At 41.4% G+C, this 17,624-nt stretch carries 16 protein-coding genes and 1 pseudogene; 9 read left to right on the top strand and 8 right to left on the bottom strand.

The features are described 5' to 3' along the window. Positions 1–327: 327 nt before the first annotated feature. Both CDC33_RS11020 and CDC33_RS11015 read left to right on the top strand, forming a co-directional pair. Positions 328–822 carry a tetratricopeptide repeat protein gene (locus tag CDC33_RS11020; RefSeq protein WP_244919198.1) on the top strand — a complete coding sequence of 165 codons (495 nt, stop codon included), beginning with the start codon at positions 328–330 and terminating at the stop codon, positions 820–822. Between the two features lie 77 nt (positions 823–899). Then, positions 900–2,018 carry a DUF3466 family protein gene (locus tag CDC33_RS11015; RefSeq protein WP_181373965.1) on the top strand — a complete coding sequence of 373 codons (1,119 nt, stop codon included), beginning with the start codon at positions 900–902 and terminating at the stop codon, positions 2,016–2,018. Between the two features lie 127 nt (positions 2,019–2,145). Here the strand turns inward: CDC33_RS11015 and CDC33_RS11010 are convergent, their stop codons facing one another. The 4 genes from CDC33_RS11010 to CDC33_RS10995 form a co-directional block, all read right to left on the bottom strand. Beyond that, positions 2,146–2,841: a class I SAM-dependent methyltransferase gene (locus CDC33_RS11010; protein WP_109008512.1), complete on the bottom strand. Its 696-nt coding sequence runs from the start codon at positions 2,839–2,841 to the stop codon at positions 2,146–2,148. Between the two features lie 224 nt (positions 2,842–3,065). After that, positions 3,066–4,172: an iron-containing redox enzyme family protein gene (locus tag CDC33_RS11005; RefSeq protein WP_109012536.1), complete on the bottom strand. Its 1,107-nt coding sequence runs from the start codon at positions 4,170–4,172 to the stop codon at positions 3,066–3,068. A gap of 281 nt (positions 4,173–4,453) precedes the next feature. Further along, the gene (locus CDC33_RS11000) at positions 4,454–6,289 is read right to left on the bottom strand and encodes a peptidoglycan D,D-transpeptidase FtsI family protein (protein ID WP_109008511.1); all 1,836 of its coding nucleotides are present in this window, start codon (positions 6,287–6,289) and stop codon (positions 4,454–4,456) included. 149 nt (positions 6,290–6,438) lie between these two features. Next, positions 6,439–7,140, bottom strand: a complete 702-nt coding sequence (locus CDC33_RS10995; protein WP_109008510.1) for a hypothetical protein — start codon at positions 7,138–7,140, stop codon at positions 6,439–6,441. 497 nt (positions 7,141–7,637) lie between these two features. On the opposite strand from CDC33_RS10995, the gene CDC33_RS10985 reads away from it, so the two are divergent. The 4 genes and pseudogenes from CDC33_RS10985 to CDC33_RS40330 all read left to right on the top strand — a co-directional run. Then, positions 7,638–7,886 carry a hypothetical protein gene (locus CDC33_RS10985; RefSeq protein WP_109008508.1) on the top strand — a complete coding sequence of 83 codons (249 nt, stop codon included), beginning with the start codon at positions 7,638–7,640 and terminating at the stop codon, positions 7,884–7,886. Between the two features lie 798 nt (positions 7,887–8,684). Further along, on the top strand, positions 8,685–9,017 hold the full coding sequence (locus CDC33_RS10980) for a hypothetical protein (RefSeq protein WP_109008507.1): 333 nt from the start codon (positions 8,685–8,687) through the stop codon (positions 9,015–9,017). 200 nt (positions 9,018–9,217) lie between these two features. After that, complete coding sequence (glgB, locus tag CDC33_RS10975; protein ID WP_109008506.1) at positions 9,218–11,509, top strand: 1,4-alpha-glucan branching enzyme; 2,292 nt, start codon at positions 9,218–9,220, stop codon at positions 11,507–11,509. A gap of 257 nt (positions 11,510–11,766) precedes the next feature. Then, positions 11,767–11,997: pseudogene (locus CDC33_RS40330) on the top strand (protein kinase domain-containing protein); the annotation flags it as partial. Positions 11,998–12,054: 57 nt separating this feature from the next. Here CDC33_RS40330 and CDC33_RS10965 read toward each other — a convergent pair. Beyond that, positions 12,055–12,579, bottom strand: a complete 525-nt coding sequence (locus CDC33_RS10965; RefSeq protein ID WP_109008505.1) for a cysteine hydrolase family protein — start codon at positions 12,577–12,579, stop codon at positions 12,055–12,057. Positions 12,580–12,681: 102 nt separating this feature from the next. Here CDC33_RS10965 and CDC33_RS10960 point away from each other — a divergent pair, with 102 nt between their 5' ends. From CDC33_RS10960 to CDC33_RS10950, 3 genes are all read left to right on the top strand, one after another. Beyond that, entirely contained in the window at positions 12,682–13,749 is a 1,068-nt protein-coding gene (locus CDC33_RS10960; protein WP_109008504.1) for a mevalonate kinase family protein, read from the top strand. A 359-nt stretch (positions 13,750–14,108) separates the two neighbouring features. Then, the gene (locus CDC33_RS10955) at positions 14,109–14,585 is read left to right on the top strand and encodes a hypothetical protein (protein ID WP_109008503.1); all 477 of its coding nucleotides are present in this window, start codon (positions 14,109–14,111) and stop codon (positions 14,583–14,585) included. Between the two features lie 246 nt (positions 14,586–14,831). Beyond that, the gene (locus CDC33_RS10950; protein ID WP_219930011.1) at positions 14,832–15,521 is read left to right on the top strand and encodes a hypothetical protein; all 690 of its coding nucleotides are present in this window, start codon (positions 14,832–14,834) and stop codon (positions 15,519–15,521) included. A 283-nt stretch (positions 15,522–15,804) separates the two neighbouring features. Here CDC33_RS10950 and CDC33_RS10940 read toward each other — a convergent pair whose 3' ends face one another. The 3 genes from CDC33_RS10940 to CDC33_RS10930 form a co-directional block, all read right to left on the bottom strand. Next, positions 15,805–16,167: a CpeR family transcriptional regulator gene (locus CDC33_RS10940; protein ID WP_109008501.1), complete on the bottom strand. Its 363-nt coding sequence runs from the start codon at positions 16,165–16,167 to the stop codon at positions 15,805–15,807. Further along, positions 16,145–16,768: a chromophore lyase CpcT/CpeT gene (locus CDC33_RS10935; protein ID WP_109008500.1), complete on the bottom strand. Its 624-nt coding sequence runs from the start codon at positions 16,766–16,768 to the stop codon at positions 16,145–16,147. Before CDC33_RS10935 ends, CDC33_RS10940 begins: the two co-directional genes overlap by 23 nt. Before the next feature lie 238 nt (positions 16,769–17,006). After that, complete coding sequence (locus CDC33_RS10930; protein WP_109008499.1) at positions 17,007–17,537, bottom strand: phycobiliprotein lyase; 531 nt, start codon at positions 17,535–17,537, stop codon at positions 17,007–17,009. Between the last annotated feature and the right edge of the window lie 87 nt (positions 17,538–17,624).

The raw sequence follows: 17,624 nt of genomic DNA, 5'->3' as shown, positions 1-17,624 counted from the left end.
AATCGTACAAAGTACCAGTAACGCCTTCTAGTTGCTTTGTTTGGTGATTTTAGCAATAGACATTATCATTCTGTAATAATTATCCCAAATGGATTCTATAACCCGGATTTCTCAAAGCCTTATAAAACCTAGATTTATGCGTTTCGCACTGTGCTAAAATTATTAACTGCGAAAAAGGCTTGAAATCGGTTCTAGTAAAGATTACAAGATAGGCGATGCCTGCGGCGGGCTACGCCTACGCAAAGCTTGTGAGAAATGCGGGTATAAACAGCCTCTTACTCAGCCAATAAGTTATAATATCAATCAAATATTGGACTTTAGGTAATAATGCCAAATCCTAGCGTGGCAAGTTTACTAGAGCAAGGACACAACCAACTTGATCGGGGAGAGTACCAAGCAGCTTTACAGATTTTTCAGCAAGCTGTTGTACTGGAACCGCAAAACCCCCAAGTAAGTTATGGGTTGGGTCTAACTTGTTATCATCTGGAACAATACCAAGAGTCCATTGGATACCTGAACCAAGCTTTGAGAATTAAGCCAAACTACATTTTGGCGCTAGTAAGGCGAGGATTAGCTTACCAAAAAATTGACCAAGCGCAGCAAGCACAAGCAGATTTGGATCGAGCGATCGCACTTACCCCTCAAGATTCAGAAGACTGGCAAGGTAAAGGAATTGCATTAGATGAATTACAACGCTACGAAGAAGCTGTTGCATCTTACGACCAAGCCATTGAATTTAAACCAGACGATGATAAAGCTTGGAACAGCCGGGGGTATGACTACCCAGATATGGCAGTTTCCCAGTCTACTGTTCAGTGGTAACTTAATAGTGGAATAAAAAATCACGGAAAAGTCAGATGCTTTTACTTAAGTGGAAATCTTGTATAACAGCAATAACCTTGACCGCAATCAGTCTTACTGCATCCAAGTCGGCATTGGCGGTATCTCTATACTCAGTTACTGACTTAGGCAGTCTTACAGGAGAAGCCTTCAGTTTCGCTACAGACATCAATGACTCAGGTGAAGTAGCCATTAATTCTTTAGGGAGTTCTTTTTTTTACAGTAATGGTTCACTTCAAAAAATTAGTCCCCTGCCTGGTGATAATCAACTTTCAGTAACTGGTATCAATAACTTGGGACAAGTAGTTGGTAATTCAGTTGCTAGTAATAACTTTACTGGAAATAACCCTTTACTATACAGCGATGGCATCACCCAACCCCTCCCTATCCGAAACGCTATTCCTTATGCCATTAATGATCGCACCCAAATAGTCGGGGGAGCGGTCGGACTTGGCCCTTTTTTATACAGTGATGGTATAGCAACTAGCATTGGAACTCCTGGTAATGTTGCGTACAGTTTAAATAACTTGGGACAAGTAGTAGGCTTTCTCAGTTCAAACACAGCTTTTCTGTACCAAAACGGCCTAACTACTAATTTGGGAACTTTGCCAGTTTACCAGTACAGCGTAGCAAATGATATTAATGACTTAGGACAAGTGGTTGGTAGTTCAGGCCTGACTGGAATAGATGATGGTCTTGCTTTTCTATACAGTTCCAGCACGGGAATCCAAGACCTGGGTAAGTTACGTCCTACAGATTTGTTCAGTGTTGCTTTGGGGATAAATAATTTGGGTGAAGTAGTCGGGTTTTCTGGCACTAATAGTAACTTTTTTGCAGCAGATGGCAATGGTTTGCGAGCTTTTCTTTATAGTGATAACACTCTGTACGACTTAAATGACTTGATTGCTCCTGGTTCAGACGCTGGCTTTACCTTGACAGTAGCATCTGCCATTAATAATAAGGGACAAATTGTTGGTCGTGGTGCAGTTAATGGTGAATTACGCGCCTTCCTCTTAACGCCAACCCCATCTGTCTCTGTACCTGAACCAACTTCAGCCTTTCCTATTTTATCGTTCGGTGCTGTTGTAATTCTATTTGCAGCACTCAAGCGCCAATCTCACCCTACTAGCAGTGCATTCATACAACAAAAACTTCAGGTAAACAAAGCAATTACTTGAGAATAGATATTGATTTAACTAATCCCGCAAGTCCCCATCTTCTCTGCGTTCGCGCAGCGTGTCGCAGACAGACGCTAACGCGAACAAGGTACTCCTAAGATGGGGATTGCATAAGCGTAATTTCTTTTCACAAACTAGTCATAACCTGAGCCAATTGATTAGATAAATCAACTACAGAATCCTGGCATTTGTTAAATAAAACGCCAGCTAGAAAATAATAATCGCCAGAATAAAATGCCATGTTCTTTTTTCGGAGTTCTTCTATGTGGTTCTTTACCTTAGGATCAGAGCTATAGTAGCCGAACTGTAAAGGTAATACCATGAAATTTTGAACACAATATCCATTTTCTTTTGCTAAGTTCAGCGTACTTGTTGGATTAGAAAAACTAGATATTAAAACCAACACATTTTCGTAACCTAACGACAAAAGATCGTTGGTAACTGTGGCTCCATCCACGCCCCCAAATAAGAGTGGCATATAAATATCATTATCTGGAGCCGGGAGATAGGGTGGATTGGCTACAAGATACTCGGCATCGGGTTGAGAAGAACTAAACAAAGATGAATTATGAATTCTATATTTATTAGTGAGATTATATTCATCGATAGTTGAATTTGCTACTTTCCATGCAGAGGTATTTAATTCAAATCCCTGAATGATGCCATCGAAGTTGTTTCTTAATAATGAATTAATTACAGGACTGCCATCTCCTGAGCCAAACTCCACAATAGATTCATAATTTTTACAATTTCTGAGAACAAAATTTTCTAAACAGTTTGAGTAAAAATTAGATTCTTCAGGACAAAAAAAGATATCTTTCATTTGACTGCACTTCAATGTGTAAGGTATAATCAATGTAATAAGAGGTTATTTAATTACCTTAATCTCAAGGAAACAAATAACCCTTCCTTTAGTAAAGAAGTCCTTACTAAAAAAATCGGATTGTAGGTAGATTAGCAATAGAATGATTTAGAAATGTGAAATTATAAACGCCAGAAAGAATCTGTCATTTTTTAATTTCTAATTTTTTTGATTTCTTAGATGAGTCAGACAGATTGTTTTGCTTGACGTATTGATCGCACAACAGCACTACCCGCGCGATCGCTCATGAGTTTCTGCTGATCGTACCCAAGCACTAATTCCCATGCATCATTGGGATATCGTTCTGCTAATGGCAAAGCCACATCATCTAACATCCAACGGCCGTGGCGTTCATCTTCTCTAATGTGTAGTTCCCAATAACCCACCGCTACTTCTGAGAGTCCAAGTCGTTGCGCCGCCACCATATAATTTTTGTAAACCGCAGGGCCAGCCACTTCAAAATAGGTCAAACCGCCGCTATAACGCAGAAAATAGCGTTTGCGCTCAGTCATCAGAAAATTATGATTGGTAGAAGCCAAAACTTCCCAAGGTACTAAATCGAAATATGCCTCTGGTTGAGTGTTCATTCCAAACTCAGCAAGCATTTGGGCAAAAAATGTGGAGTGCTTGCGAGATAAACGACCATTGCCGTACTCTTCTATTAGTACTCGCATTAGTGTACACTGCACTTCATTAGCAACACCACCCAAAATGCGGGAAAGATGACTAGCTTCAACCAAGCCATCAAAAGAACCGATCGCTAACAGGTGACGATAGCCTGATTCAGTCATTTCCTCACGAATGTAGCGGCTACTCTCCGACAAAATCGGGTCTAAATCGGCAGATGTGCGCTCAATTAGAGCTTGTTTTACATCTAATTGTTGCAGTGCAGCCACATCGAATTGTGCCAGTTCCCACTTTTGCCAAGCAGCTTCAATTAGGTCACGACATGAAGACAAGTAAAGCGATCGCTCATTGGTATAGTGATGCAAATCGTCATACCAAAACAGCTTTAGCCGATTAATTCGATAAAGTATCCGTTGTAGAAAACGGTGAGCCTGTTCATCAGAGCGATCGTTTTTATAGGCAGCGCGAATTGCCCTTGAGAGTGCCTGTTCAAACTCACTAGCTATTGCAGGTTTTACATCTAATTTATGATCCAAATCCTCCATTGCTAGCAGTTCTATAAATTGTTTCTCAGCACGGTCGTAGTTGGTAATTGTTCCTTCTTCTGTTTGCGTACTCTTTTTTGCAGCCCCAGCGTTAGGAAATATAACTAAATTGCTTTGCATGGAATCTTCGGTAGCATTGGAAAAGTGAAAAATTACTTTCACCTTTAATACTTAACTTCCCACACGAGTAGCTTTCTCTACCTCTTTCCCTGGTTATAAAGAAAAATTAAGTCTAGGGGAACAAAAAGGATTGGGGATTGGGGATTGGGGATTGGGGATTGGGGATTGGGGATTGGGGATTGGGGATTGGGGATTGGGGATTGGGCAATAGTTCTCTCCCACTGCCTCCCCTGCCCCCCCTGCTCCCTGCCCCCTGCCCCCTGCTCCCTGCTCCCTGCTCCCTACGGCGCTTCCTTCTGTTCCTCGATCGCTTTACTTGGCGGAATCTGCTCAAGAGGAATGAGTGCTTCGATTACCGACTTGACAATTGGAGCGGCGACAGTAGAACCATAAGCACTTTCTCCTTTCGGTTCATCCACTAGTGCGAACACAACATACCGAGGAGATTCCACTGGCAAAATAGCCACGAAGCTGGTCATTCTAGCACCCTTGATGTAACCACCATTAGGACTAGCTTTTTGGGCTGTACCAGTTTTACCAGCAATGCGATATCCTGGAATTTGTGCTGCCTTTCCGCTACCTTCATTAACAACAGTTTCCATCATTTCCACAACCTTTTGGGTTGTTGCGGTTGAGAAAATTTGCCGGGGGACGGTGTGAGTAGGTGAATCATGCATTTGCCCTTTGCTATCAATCAGCCCCCGAACTACATGGGGTGTGACCAATTTACCGCCATTGGCTAAAGCACCGTGCATTTGTACCAGCTGTATGGGTGTCATGGAAAAGCCTTGCCCAAAGGAAGTAGTAGCTGGTTCAATTGGCGAAGAGATAAATTCTTCTTGACTTTTAAGCCGACCACCAACTTCAAAAGGTAAATCTGTATCAACTTTTTGTCCTAGCCCCAAGCGTTCTAGCCAGTTGTAATAGATTGAAGGCTTTAAGCGTTGGATAATTTGCACCATGCCAATGTTGCTGGAATATTGCAAAATCTGAGCGATGCTGATTCGCCCATTCCCATTATTCATCGCATTTTTGATGGTGTAATTAGCTACTCGAATAGAACCGGAGTCATTAAACATATCATCTGGTTTGATGATTCCATTTTCTAGAGCGATCGCTACATTCAAAGGTTTAAAAGTCGATCCCGGTTCATAAAGATCCGCTACCGTCCAGTTTTTAAATAGTGAGATATTAGCTTTAGCGTATTCATTAGGGTTATAAGTAGGCTGAGAAACAAGGGCGAGTAAGGAACCATCTAGGGCATCCATCACAATTACTGCCCCACGTTTAGCCTGAAACTTATCCATTTGTTGTTTGAGTGCAACGCGGGCAATTCGTTGCAGACGGCTATCAATAGTGAGTTGCAGTCGCAAATCATCAAAATGCAAAAAACCTTCAGGGGCATGATCCGGCATCAAGGCCCCATTACCCGACCGACTGAGGCGCACTGTTTGCACAGGACGTTCTAGCAACTTCTCTTGAGAGTATTCCACACCTGCTTGACCACGGCGGTCAAGATTCACGTAGCCCACCACATCAGAAACTAAATCGTCTGGCGGATAATATCGGGAGTATTTTTGGGCCCACTCTAAGCCATCTAAGCGCAAAGAGCTGATGCGATCGATAGTTTCCTCCGGGAGGGCTGGGGCAAGTATAATTCCGCTTCTTTTGCTTTGAAAAGTTTTTATCAATTCAGCAGTATCTTTTGCCAATATTGGGGCAAGTTGCCCTGCCATATCTTCATTAGACTTATTAAACAGCTTGGGATGAGCGTACAAAGTATATACAGGACGGTCAATTGCCAACAGATTACTATTGCGATCTACCACCGGGCGACGGGGCATAAAAGGTCGCAAATTCACCATTTGCTGGTTTCGCGCCTGCTCTGTTAACTTTGGCCCCTTGACGATTTGTAAATTATACAATTTAACACCTAACCCCAACCCTGCTGCCATTAATACGCCCCATACTATAAACAATCGGGACTTGGTGTTGGATGTTTGGTCTTGGATATTAGAGGCAAGTGTCCCTAACAATCCTCCTTTAGAACCCTTCTGTCGCCTTTTAAATGCTGGATTCGGAAACTTTCTGTTTGTTCTGCTTGGTGATTTTTGCATTAGGTTGTCCTTTGTCATTTGTCCTTTGTCGTTTGTCCTTTGTCCTTTGTCATTTGTCCTTTGTCATTTGCCCGTTATGAATAACTAATGACCAATGACCAATGACTAATGACTAATGACCAATAACCAATGACCAATGACTCTTAACCTTAGTACCCCAGTGGCGAGAGTGTTTGCTGTTGCGTTTGGGGATTTGGCGTTGTGTTAGACGATGCTGGCTTAGGACTACGAGATGCTGGAGATAAAAAAATCATCCCTTGAGGAGTCGGCGATACCAGCCCTGCTGTTGGTTGTTCTGCTTCCTGGGCAATTTTATTTGTCAGCGTCGCGTTGGTTGTTGTTAGTAGCCGCTCATGACGTTGGAGGCTTTGCAGCCTGCGATATGACTTACTCCAAAGTTCTTGGGAATATACTGTCCAGCCATAAACAGCAAGTGTCGATGCTACTAATAAGAACGCCAAAACTGTCGAATAACGGTGAAAAGTGTACAAGCGCAGCAACCACAAAGGTGCCGCTCCAGAATTAGGTATTATGGGAAGGCGAAGAAAACCTACCCCTGGGGTTTTCTGGTTTGCACTCGCCTGCTCATTGAGATTTAGCACTTGTTGTCTACCCAACTGTTTCCCTGATTTGGGCATAACTGCTGCATTTGTGGGAGAAACCGCTAGCTTTTTCGGGGAACGCTGTCGTCTTTGAGAAGATACTAGTGCAGCTTCTTGGACAGCAGGCGTAGAAGCGTTTTGTGCTGCTGATTCTATACGTGCAGAACGTCGCCTCCCTAAAGAAAGGATAGAATCTCGCCCGAACCAAGTACCCCTTGTAGAAACAGCAGATTTACGAGCAACTACCATAAATTTTTTAGATGAGAAATACTGTACTTTAGATTGATTGTGTTAATTGTCTCTTTTTGCTTAGTTAAAATCGCCTTCTGTGCAACAAGCACACATAACAGACTACACCCTTTTAACTGTTCTGATAGATGGCTATACCAATTGCATCCTCTAGATATTGCAATTTTGCAATCAGCGATTAGCAATTGGACAGCTTGCCTTTTAGATATTGCACCTAAAGTATGGCAACGCAGGGCAGCAAGGTGCAATACTCCAGGAAAAAATAAATTTTTTGCTATGATAGCTCGGATTGCTAGAAAATTTGGTAATTTCCCTTTTGCTACTGGGTTAAGAGAAACTAATCAGATGGCTGTATGACACCTAATCAAAAAAAGAATACCCCAAAGGATTGTTTTTTTTAATATGTAATCTCGTAGCATTTAAAAAAAAGCAATAAATACGGTATCGTATTCAACAGGCGAAAAATTGTTCTAGCCACAATTGGTGAAAGAGGAGTTATGAAAACAAGAATCTTTGGTTTGGCTGTAATCTTAAGTCTGGCTACAATTCTCGGAGCTTGTGAAGGCGGCGGTGGTGATGCTGGTGGTGGCGCTGGTAATGGCGGTACTGGTACTACTAGTACTCCAGCTGCTACAGGTGAACCAACTGATGCACCTGCTGGTGGTGGGTCGTCTACACCTGCTACTACTCCCGCAGCTACTCCCACAACTACTCCCGCAGCTAGTCCCACTGCTACTCCTAAATAGGGCATCCTAAACTTTAGTTGAAATATGCATGCCCAAAACAGCTTATTAACAACGCTCGTCACCACATAGCCTGAATTAATTGGGTTAAGTAAAAACCTATATTTTTCTGTTGGTGTATCAGAGCCTAAAGTTTACTTGAATATCAGCTCAGTAGGGCAGCAAATAAAGGACACTGGTGATGAGGATTACCTCTTCAACCATGTGTCCCCCTGAAATTCTCTCCTGGTTATAAAAGCAGGGGAGCAGGGAGCAGGGGAAAAAGATGCTGGAATTGCCTACTAATACAGGGTTTCAAACACCTAAATTTATTTACGCTCAATGTTAAATAATTTATTTCGATAGCGCAGCGTTAGCGAGTCAGACGCTCCTCCGTCGCTAACGCTGCGCTACCGAGCGTTCCGGAAAGTGCCACAAAAAATAATGCATTCTTGCCTCAGCAGCCCTAAATTGATTTATGGGGTTCTCCCCCCTGCTCCCTTTCCTCTTCTGTGACAGAACCTTATTCCCAGTCGAAGGGAGTTGAGTTCTATAAATCTAAACTATTTTGTGGGCAAAGTATTTCCCTAGTTTGGTGTTTGGAATGGCTTAGACTCCTGACTTTTCAGAAGGAAAAACAATTCATTGCGATCGCTGGCAATTGCTCTTGGGCATTCCCTGTAGTCTATTCCGTATCAGAAGAGACCTGGTGATGTCCCTTGATATTGCCAGATTTTTATTGGATAAATTTGGGCATTGGGCATTGGGCATTGGGCATAGGAGAACAGATTTTCATCCGGCGTTGTGAACGGAGTTCGGAAGATGGGGAAAATTAAAACGAGAAAGGCATTAAAATTACTGAGCTTAGTTGTAATTAGTGTAACTTTAGTTATCTTAAATAGTTGTTGGAAATCAGAGGTAATAGCGTTACCACCACCAGAGGATACACCAGAAGAAATATTACGCACTAAAATTATCATAGAAGCGCGATCGCCTATTGATGGAAAATCCCTAACAGCTGCCGAATATATTCAATTACAAGCGCAGCTCCAACTTGCCCCGCCCCCAAAACTAGACCCCAAAATTCGAGAACAGATTTTCTTGCTGCGTATACGTAAAACCTTACTCCAGTTTTTCCCATTTTTAAATTTTTGATACATTCGTCATTAGTCATTAGTCATTTGTCATTCATCCTCTGTGCAATGCCCCAGTCCCTAGTCCCTAGTCCCCATTCCCCATTCCCCATTCTGATGTACGATAACGGTGGCGACAAAATTGCAAATAAATGTAAAGAATATATATAGATATTAAAAAAGTAGATTTAGTCAATCACGTTATATCACTTAGGTAGCTTCATGTCCATGACCACGATCGCCCCTGAACAGGTTAACAGCATCGTTTGGAATCAGCATAACGATCCCTTTGAAATACTAGGTTCTCATCCTATAGAACAAGACGGTAAAACTGTCTGGGCTGTGCGGGCCTACCTACCAAATGCCAGTGCAGCATGGGTGGTTCTTCCTGAACAACGGAAGGAATACCCAATGCAAACAGTGCATCATCCTCACTTTTTTGAATGCACGATTGACACTCCAGAACTGGCAAACTACCAGTTACGGATTAAAGAAGGGGAACATGAGCGTGTCACTTATGACCCTTACGCTTTCCGTTCTCCCCGCTTGACAGACTTTGATTTGCATTTGTTTAGCGAAGGCAACCATCACCGGATATACGAAAAGCTGGGAGCGCACCCCACGGAAATAGGCGGCGTTAAAGGTGTTTATTTTGCAGTTTGGGCACCCAATGCTCGCAACGTTTCATTGTTGGGAGACTTCAACCTCTGGGATGGGCGTAAACACCAGATGCGTAAAGGCCCTACCGGAGTTTGGGAATTATTTATTCCTGAAATCGGTGTGGGAGAGCATTACAAATATGAAATCAAAAATTTTGAAGGACACATTTACGAAAAATCTGATCCCTACGGTTTCCAGCAAGAACCCCGCCCGAAAACCGCATCCATTGTCACTGATTTAGATGCTTACAGTTGGAATGACGAAAGCTGGATGGAAAAGCGGCGTCACACTGACCCCCTCACCCAGCCTGTCTCAGTCTACGAAGTACATTTAGGCTCTTGGTTACATGCTTCGAGTGCAGAACCAGCTAAACTGCCAAATGGTGAAACTGAACCTGTCGTTATCGTTTCCGAACTGAAGCCCGGCGCACGTTTCCTTACCTACCGGGAACTAGCTGACCGACTCATTCCTTATGTTAAAGAATTAGGATACACCCATCTAGAATTGCTGCCCATTGCAGAGCATCCCTTTGATGGTTCTTGGGGTTATCAAGTAACTGGGTACTATGCCCCCACCTCCCGTTTTGGCACCCCCGAAGATTTCATGTATTTTGTTGACAAATGTCACCAAAATGAGATTGGGGTAATTGTGGATTGGGTTCCTGGTCACTTCCCCAAAGATGGACATGGTTTAGCTTTCTTTGATGGTAGTCACCTGTATGAACACGCTGACCCCCGCAAAGGCGAACATAAAGAATGGGGTACTTTGGTGTTCAACTATGGTCGCCATGAAGTTAGTAACTTCCTAGCAGCAAATGCCCTCTTCTGGTTTGACAAGTACCACATTGACGGGATTCGTGTTGATGCTGTTGCCTCAATGCTCTATAACGACTATTGCCGCAAACCAGGAGAATGGCTACCCAACCAGTACGGCGGCAGAGAAAACTTAGAAGCAGCAGATTTTCTGCGTCAGGTAAATCACATTATCTTTAGTTATTTTCCTGGTATTCTTTCAATTGCTGAAGAATCCACTTCTTGGCCAATGGTATCTTGGCCTACCTACACAGGCGGACTAGGCTTTAACTTGAAGTGGAATATGGGCTGGATGCACGATATGCTGGATTACTTCAGCATGGACCCTTGGTTCCGCCAGTTCCACCAAAATAATATCACCTTTAGTATGTGGTACAACCACAGCGAAAACTTTATGCTGGCTCTGTCTCACGATGAAGTGGTGCATGGTAAGAGCAATATCATCGGCAAAATGCCGGGGGATACATGGCAGAAGTTAGCTAATATCCGTTGTTTGTTTAGCTATATGTTTGCTCATCCAGGTAAGAAAACCATGTTTATGAGCATGGAGTTTGGGCAGTGGAGTGAGTGGAATGCCTGGGCTGATTTGGAGTGGCATTTATTACAGCATGAAGCGCACCAACAGTTAAAAACGTTTTTTCGAGAATTGAACCATCTCTACCGTTCTGAGCCAGTTTTGTACACCCAGGATTTTGCTGAACCTGGGTTTGAGTGGATTGACTGTAGCGATAACCGCCATAGTGTAGTTTCCTTCATTCGTCGTGACAAGGATTCTGATGATTTTGCGATCGTAGTTTGCAATTTTACACCGCAACCCCATTCTCACTACCGCATCGGTGTACCGCAAAAGGGATTTTATACTGAGTTATTCAATAGCGATGCGCGTCAGTATGGCGGCAGCAATATGGGCAACTTAGGCGGTAAGTGGACGGATGATTGGTCTTTGCACAGTCGTCCTTATTCGCTGGATTTGTGTTTACCACCTTTAGGTGTGTTGATTCTCAAGTTGGATAAGAAAAAGACTGCTGAGGCATTGCAATAACAATTAAGGGTGGGCATCTAGCCCGCCCAAGAGTAATCAAAACTTTACCCACATATCGACAGCATTGCTAGCATTGCTGTACCTTAGAGCGTAGCCTATTTACTAAAAGCGTGAATGACGATCGCACAACGTCTATTTCTCAACTAGCGATCGCTCTGCATTTACCCGTGGAATTTTATCTAGTACTCACCAAAAGCGCAATACTGAAGGCTGACAGTAGCTGTTTACTAGGTAATAATAAGTCCATCTGTAGATAATTACAACACCAGGGAATCTTTAGTGAGTTGAAAATTCGGGAATTATTGCTCGATTTATTAAATATTCTTCAATCTGTTCATCAACACAAAGTCATTCACCGAGATATTAAACCACAGAATATCATTCGTCGCAAATCCCCTCAACCGCCAAAAGGAGATTTGGTACTCATCGATTTTGGTGCGTCTAAACAGTTGAGTGAAACAGTGGTTGCTCAACAAGGAACAACTATCTTTATTGAAGCGATTAGGGACATCCACCCTCAAAATGTAAATTAGATGTGGAACAGCTTATAATATTTTTTCAAGAATCTCATCAGTCATGATAATTTGGTTTTTTCCTATATTACGTTTCAACAAAAAAATACCTGCATCATGTGCTTGCTGACCACCGTTACTAAAGCAAGCATCCTCAATAATGACTGGTTCAATACCACGCTCAAAAGAGTCAATTGCTGTTTTCAAAATACAGCTATCAGTTTCAAGCCCACAAAGATATATTTTGTTGATTCTATTAAGAAAAATAAAACTCGAAAAATTTTCCGTAAATGCTGAGTAATAATATTTTTGATAAATACCATTTATATATGGCTGAAGTTCATCAATAATATTCGTTTCTGGTTCATGTATCAACCTTGACCAATGAATTAGTTTTACATAATTACTATCAGCAGTATTAATAAATCTTGTGAATTCAACGAGTTTACCAACCACTAAAAATCGCTCAATTAGTTTAATGACATTAGGAATAATATGTCTGCATTTTTCAGACATAAAACCGTTTTGCATATCTACTACAAGAAGAATTTCATTCATTTGTGCCAGAATTTTGCTGATGTAAAGTATCAAAGTGATGAATGGCGTGTTATTGATTCAAGTTAATAAGGATAGTACCAGATTAACAACAGGAAACTTCAAATGAGAATTTTTGTTCCAGGCCGTCTTTGTTTGTTCGGAGAACACAGCGATTGGGCAGGAGAATATCGCAGGATTAATCCTCTGCTCGAAAAGGGCTACACCTTAATTGTTGGTACTAATCAAGGAATTTATGCTGATGTTTTGCCTAATTCTACTGAGTTAATTATTCGTGCTTCTCTCAATGATGGCAGAGGTTATAGGCCACTGAGATTACCTATGGAATCTAATACCCTGAAATGCATAGCGGCAAAGGGTGGTTTTTTTAGTTATGCTGCTGGTACAGCTTATCAATTTCTTACTCACTATGGTGTCGGCGGACTTGAGATTGATAATTATCTAACCGACTTACCCATCCAAAAGGGATTATCTTCGAGTGCTGCCTTTTGTGTTCTGATTGCGAGGGCTTTTAATCGTTTGTATGACTTGAAGATGACAATTCGTGAAGAAATGGAGTTTGCCTACCTGGGAGAAAGAATTACTCCTAGTCTTTGCGGTCGTATGGATCAAGCTTGTGCTTATGGAAATCGCCCAATATTGATGATATTTGATGGTGAAGAAATCGACCTGCTCGAATTAAAAGTTAGTGAGGATCTGTTTTTTCTGATTGTCGATCTCGGCGGTAGCAAAAACACACAAGAAATACTAAAAGCATTGAATCAATGTTATCCTTTTGCTACTAATGAAATTCAGAAAAATGTCCAAAAATATTTTGGTTCTATTAGCTCTGAAATTACCCAGGCAGCAGTTGAAGCAATCCAAAGAGGAGATGCCCAACTTATTGGATCTTTAATGAAAAAAGCCCAAGCTGAATTTGATCGGTACGTAGTTCCGGCTTGTCCTGATCAATTAACTGCAAAAAGGCTGCATTTGCTTCTCTATCACGAGCCACTTCAGCCTTATATCTTCGGAGGAAAAGGTGTGGGTTCTCAAGGCGATGGCACTGCACAACTGATCGTTAAAAACCAAGAGAGTCAAAGAAAAGCTATCGAAATTATTAAGCGCGATTTTCCTCAAATGCAAGCGTTACAGTTAACGATTTCAAGACTACCAACTCCTAAATTAACTTAGCTGAGGACAAAAAGCAGTATTAGGATGTTTGTCAAGCTTTTGAGAAGTAATTTGCATCAACTTGCTTCTGGTTAGCCAAGCGCCTGCTGCGGAAACTGTGGATACTAACCCTTTCAATGCCCAGCCGCGCACAGGTATCTCTGAGAAATGAGAAATCCCTCTCAAGTCATAGATGCATTCTGTGCTGTGATAGAGGATTTTCTGTTCCTACTTCAGTATCATATTTAGATAAAGGAATTGTTTGAGAAATCATAATTTTCTGGTCTCTAGCTAATTTTTAGCATATCTTGCTTAGAGACAAACAATTTTTAAGGTCATGTTGATAGTAAATAAATAATCTTATCATCACCATAGCAAACATGGATAACACAAACAAAGTTAGTAGTAATAAAAATAATTTGGATCAGCAAGAGATAGGAAATGAAACTGATATGTCTTCATCATCTAATGAACTGATACAGACAAGCAAAATAATTAATATAGATGGTCAGCGTCCAGTCGATCCAAGTAATATTGAAATAGAAAAAACAATTAATATAGATGGTCAGCGTCCAATTGGAAAGAATGAAAACGATTATGATAAAACGCTTAATATAGATGGGCAACGCCCGATTGCTAAGAGCGCTTTTCAAGAACATGAAATGCTAAATGTAGACGGTAAGCGTCCAATTGACCCTAGTGATTTAGATGTTGAGGAGATTCTTGACATAGACGGTGAACGTCCAATCACTAAAAGTAATTTTCAAGTTCAGGATACTCTAGAGATAGATGGTAGTCGCCCAATAGTTTCAGATAAGACTGCTGAAGAGCAAATACCAACCGATTATGTAGATTAAAAGCACGAATTTCATTCACATTGACTAACTGCAACGTGCAAAACTTATCCTGCTTTATATAAAGGTCAGCAGGTAAAGTATGGTTTAAATTATCAAACTGTTGATATGAAAGTGTGGAGTGGAACTGATTGGGTATGGCTTAACAATATTCAAGTCAAAAGGCATGGTTGATCTCGTCATCTAATTGATGGTAATCAGATACAATCACCTGCTCTAGTTGTTAGCAAAAACAAAAGTCAACTTTCTATGCCCGTTCAAATTAAGAAGGTTGATACAGAAGACTCTGATTTTGTATGCAGTGTTGATATGGGCATTAACAATGCTGCTACAGTCTCAATTGTTGGTAAAAACGGTACTGTAAAGGCAAGGAAGTTCATTAACCCTGCCAGAGACATAGACCGCAGAAATCAACGTAGAATGATGATTAGGAAGAAATCATCACAAACAGCTAATCTAACAAAACGAAAACTACCTACTGGTTTTTGCAAAGGACTTTACCGCAAGTCAGCCAACATCAATTTAGAAATATCTCGTAAGGTTATGAGAGACATTGTGGAGTTTGCGAAAACTCACAATGTTAAAGTAATTGTGTTTGAGAATTTATCTGGATGGAAAGCTAAGGTAGGTAAAAAGGGTTCTCTGCAAAAGCAAAAATTCCATCTTTGGTGTCACTGTAAAATAGTTGAGTTGACACAACAAAGATGGAATGAATTGGGAGGTAAAATAATTTTTATTAATTACTCTTTGGCTGTATTTAAAAATGATAAGCAGTACAACGCTGATCTCTCTGCTTCTTACAATATTGGTGCTAGATACTGGTACTCGTTAATTGTAGGAGATAAGCACTTTTCTAGAGTGTTCGTAGGCAAAAGTTCCAACGACACACTGAGAACGCCAGTAACTCTGGATACGCTGAGAAATCTTAGGGTTTCCTAGCGAAAGAATCCCCAACTATATTGCAAGCAATTAGTTGGGGTGCGTTCAAAAGTTACAAATAAAGCAAGAAAAATAGTTGATGGTGCTAAATCTTTGTGATGCAAGATCCGAGTACGAACAGACAACAAAGCGAGAATCACCACTATGCCTTGCTGCCTCAATGAGATCGGCACAAAAATCAACACCCCAGCCATTTTTTATATTTCGTATTATTAGTAACTAAAGGCGTACATAGTCCATGATTGGCGATCGCTTTTGAAGAAAACTTTGCGATTTACTGACTTTAAGCCTGCTCATCAAATCGGCTGCGAAAGCCTCCATATTTTATCCAATATTGTTTCAAATTGTGACAGGGTGTATGCAAACTGGCTCTTGCCTGATATAGAATCACTTGACGATGATCGCCCATCCAAATTTTATTACTTGGGTCAACCGAAATAATAGTGCCTCCTAACGCTCCCACACATTCGGAAAAACGCTCAATAGCACTATAATCTACGGTTTCAAAAACAAAGAAATGACCTGAACAAATTAAATGCCTGCTGCGAATCCAGCACTGCATTTTTTTCTGCGCTTCTGGGGGTAGCATATTCGCTTTAATGGCCAGATTAGGCAGGGAAAGATCATAGAATGTTTGGGACTTCATGGGCGAAACCCTCCCGCTTTTCAAACCGCAAAGCCCCAAAGGTAGATCCCCATACCTGCTCGTGTGTATTGACATCCAGCCCTCTATCTAGGCTGACCCAAGTAGTTTGTGTAATTTCAACGTAACTATCGAGATAAGTCTGGCAGCCATTTTTCTCAATTAAGCACAAGTTTCCAGACTCAACAGCGCCTATAAATCTATCTCCCTCGCGTTTAAAAATCATCGAGCAGTGATATCTGCGTGCGATACAATCTGGTGTAATGGTTTTAAGAATGCTTAACTCACGAGCTGCACCAGCATAGATAAGGGCATTTTTTAAACTGTAGTTTTCGATATAAATCTCATCGCCACGATCTACTAAGCGATGTACTCCCTGTCTATAAGGTCTCCACAAATCATAGTCATAAACCTGTTCTGAATAAAGCCCGATTCCTGAGAAAAATTCAAACGGTAATGGACGAAATAATACGTGAATATGGGCGTAATCTTTAGGATTTTCAAATGCCTGTTTATAATTGCTGAAATCCCCTGACATCCAACGAGCTAGGGTGATTAAATGGTTCGATTTACTGTCGCGGATATGTGGTGGTGAAGAATTCATAAGTAGATAAGGATAAATAAACAATACAGAGTTTGTCTTGTAAAGTTACCTCTTGGACTTTGCCCAAGACCGCACTTTCTGCAAAATTCAAAATTATGACCTTAACCTATGGCAAAAGTGTCTATTGCAAGACTAATGACATAACGAAACTAACGTGGTCAGTTCATATTGAGACTGCACGCTCTGACGTTGTATATATATGACCAGAAATGCCTAGAGAGCCATTTTTGGATCTAGTTTATTTGTGAATATTCTGGCGGATTTCGGAAGAAAAAGAAGCAGTGACAACTCCTGTACCAGCGCTGGTTTTAATTAGAGAAACCCGACAACGGACATTGGGGTTGACAAACCATATCTTTTCTTCGGCGGCGGCGCGATCGTAGGTGGTAACTAGCACGAATGTGCTGTCTTCTGTTAAGTAATAATCGCCGGCCGCTGCGATCGTTTCGGCATAGCCTTGATCGCGCAGAAGTTTACCACGATGGGGATGAGTTGGATCAGGAATAGGAACTAGGACGCAACTACCTTTGATTTCATTTTCATCCCAGTCTGATTGGCCTTCCCAACTCATCCGAAAAGGAGAAACAACTGTTTGAGGATCAATGTTATAGGTTTTACACAAGTCAATCACTGCCGGATCATCATCTAGGAGAGCAATGATATCTATCTCAGACTGTACGGCTTCAAAGTGACCGAATGCTAAATGATGGACACTGCGTTGCGATCGCCAACGCCCAATAGAATTTGCAACAAACTCCGTAATATTCATCAACTCTTTGGTTTGTATTTTTAGCTATTTGCTTTTGGATTGGAGAATCTCCCAATTTACCCCTACAAACCATCCATATACAAAATG

It is taken from the genome of Nostoc commune NIES-4072, assembly GCF_003113895.1.
GTDB classification, from domain to species: domain Bacteria; phylum Cyanobacteriota; class Cyanobacteriia; order Cyanobacteriales; family Nostocaceae; genus Nostoc; species Nostoc commune.
This window is presented reverse-complemented; position numbering and strand designations above follow the sequence as displayed.

What these genes read in the sequence shown, in the direction of transcription:
- CDC33_RS11000 (WP_109008511.1), bottom strand. Translation starts at nt 6,289, where the DNA reads ATGCAAAAATCACCAAGCAGAACAAACAGAAAGTTTCCGAATCCAGCA.
- CDC33_RS11005 (WP_109012536.1), bottom strand. Translation starts at nt 4,172, where the DNA reads ATGCAAAGCAATTTAGTTATATTTCCTAACGCTGGGGCTGCAAAAAAG.
- CDC33_RS11020 (WP_244919198.1), top strand. Translation starts at nt 328, where the DNA reads ATGCCAAATCCTAGCGTGGCAAGTTTACTAGAGCAAGGACACAACCAA.
- glgB (WP_109008506.1), top strand. Translation starts at nt 9,218, where the DNA reads ATGTCCATGACCACGATCGCCCCTGAACAGGTTAACAGCATCGTTTGG.
- CDC33_RS10995 (WP_109008510.1), bottom strand. Translation starts at nt 7,140, where the DNA reads ATGGTAGTTGCTCGTAAATCTGCTGTTTCTACAAGGGGTACTTGGTTC.
- CDC33_RS11010 (WP_109008512.1), bottom strand. Translation starts at nt 2,841, where the DNA reads ATGAAAGATATCTTTTTTTGTCCTGAAGAATCTAATTTTTACTCAAAC.
- CDC33_RS10950 (WP_219930011.1), top strand. Translation starts at nt 14,832, where the DNA reads ATGCCCGTTCAAATTAAGAAGGTTGATACAGAAGACTCTGATTTTGTA.
- CDC33_RS10940 (WP_109008501.1), bottom strand. Translation starts at nt 16,167, where the DNA reads ATGAAGTCCCAAACATTCTATGATCTTTCCCTGCCTAATCTGGCCATT.
- CDC33_RS10980 (WP_109008507.1), top strand. Translation starts at nt 8,685, where the DNA reads ATGGGGAAAATTAAAACGAGAAAGGCATTAAAATTACTGAGCTTAGTT.
- CDC33_RS10965 (WP_109008505.1), bottom strand. Translation starts at nt 12,579, where the DNA reads ATGAATGAAATTCTTCTTGTAGTAGATATGCAAAACGGTTTTATGTCT.
- CDC33_RS10930 (WP_109008499.1), bottom strand. Translation starts at nt 17,537, where the DNA reads ATGAATATTACGGAGTTTGTTGCAAATTCTATTGGGCGTTGGCGATCG.
- CDC33_RS10960 (WP_109008504.1), top strand. Translation starts at nt 12,682, where the DNA reads ATGAGAATTTTTGTTCCAGGCCGTCTTTGTTTGTTCGGAGAACACAGC.
- CDC33_RS10985 (WP_109008508.1), top strand. Translation starts at nt 7,638, where the DNA reads ATGAAAACAAGAATCTTTGGTTTGGCTGTAATCTTAAGTCTGGCTACA.
- CDC33_RS10955 (WP_109008503.1), top strand. Translation starts at nt 14,109, where the DNA reads ATGGATAACACAAACAAAGTTAGTAGTAATAAAAATAATTTGGATCAG.
- CDC33_RS10935 (WP_109008500.1), bottom strand. Translation starts at nt 16,768, where the DNA reads ATGAATTCTTCACCACCACATATCCGCGACAGTAAATCGAACCATTTA.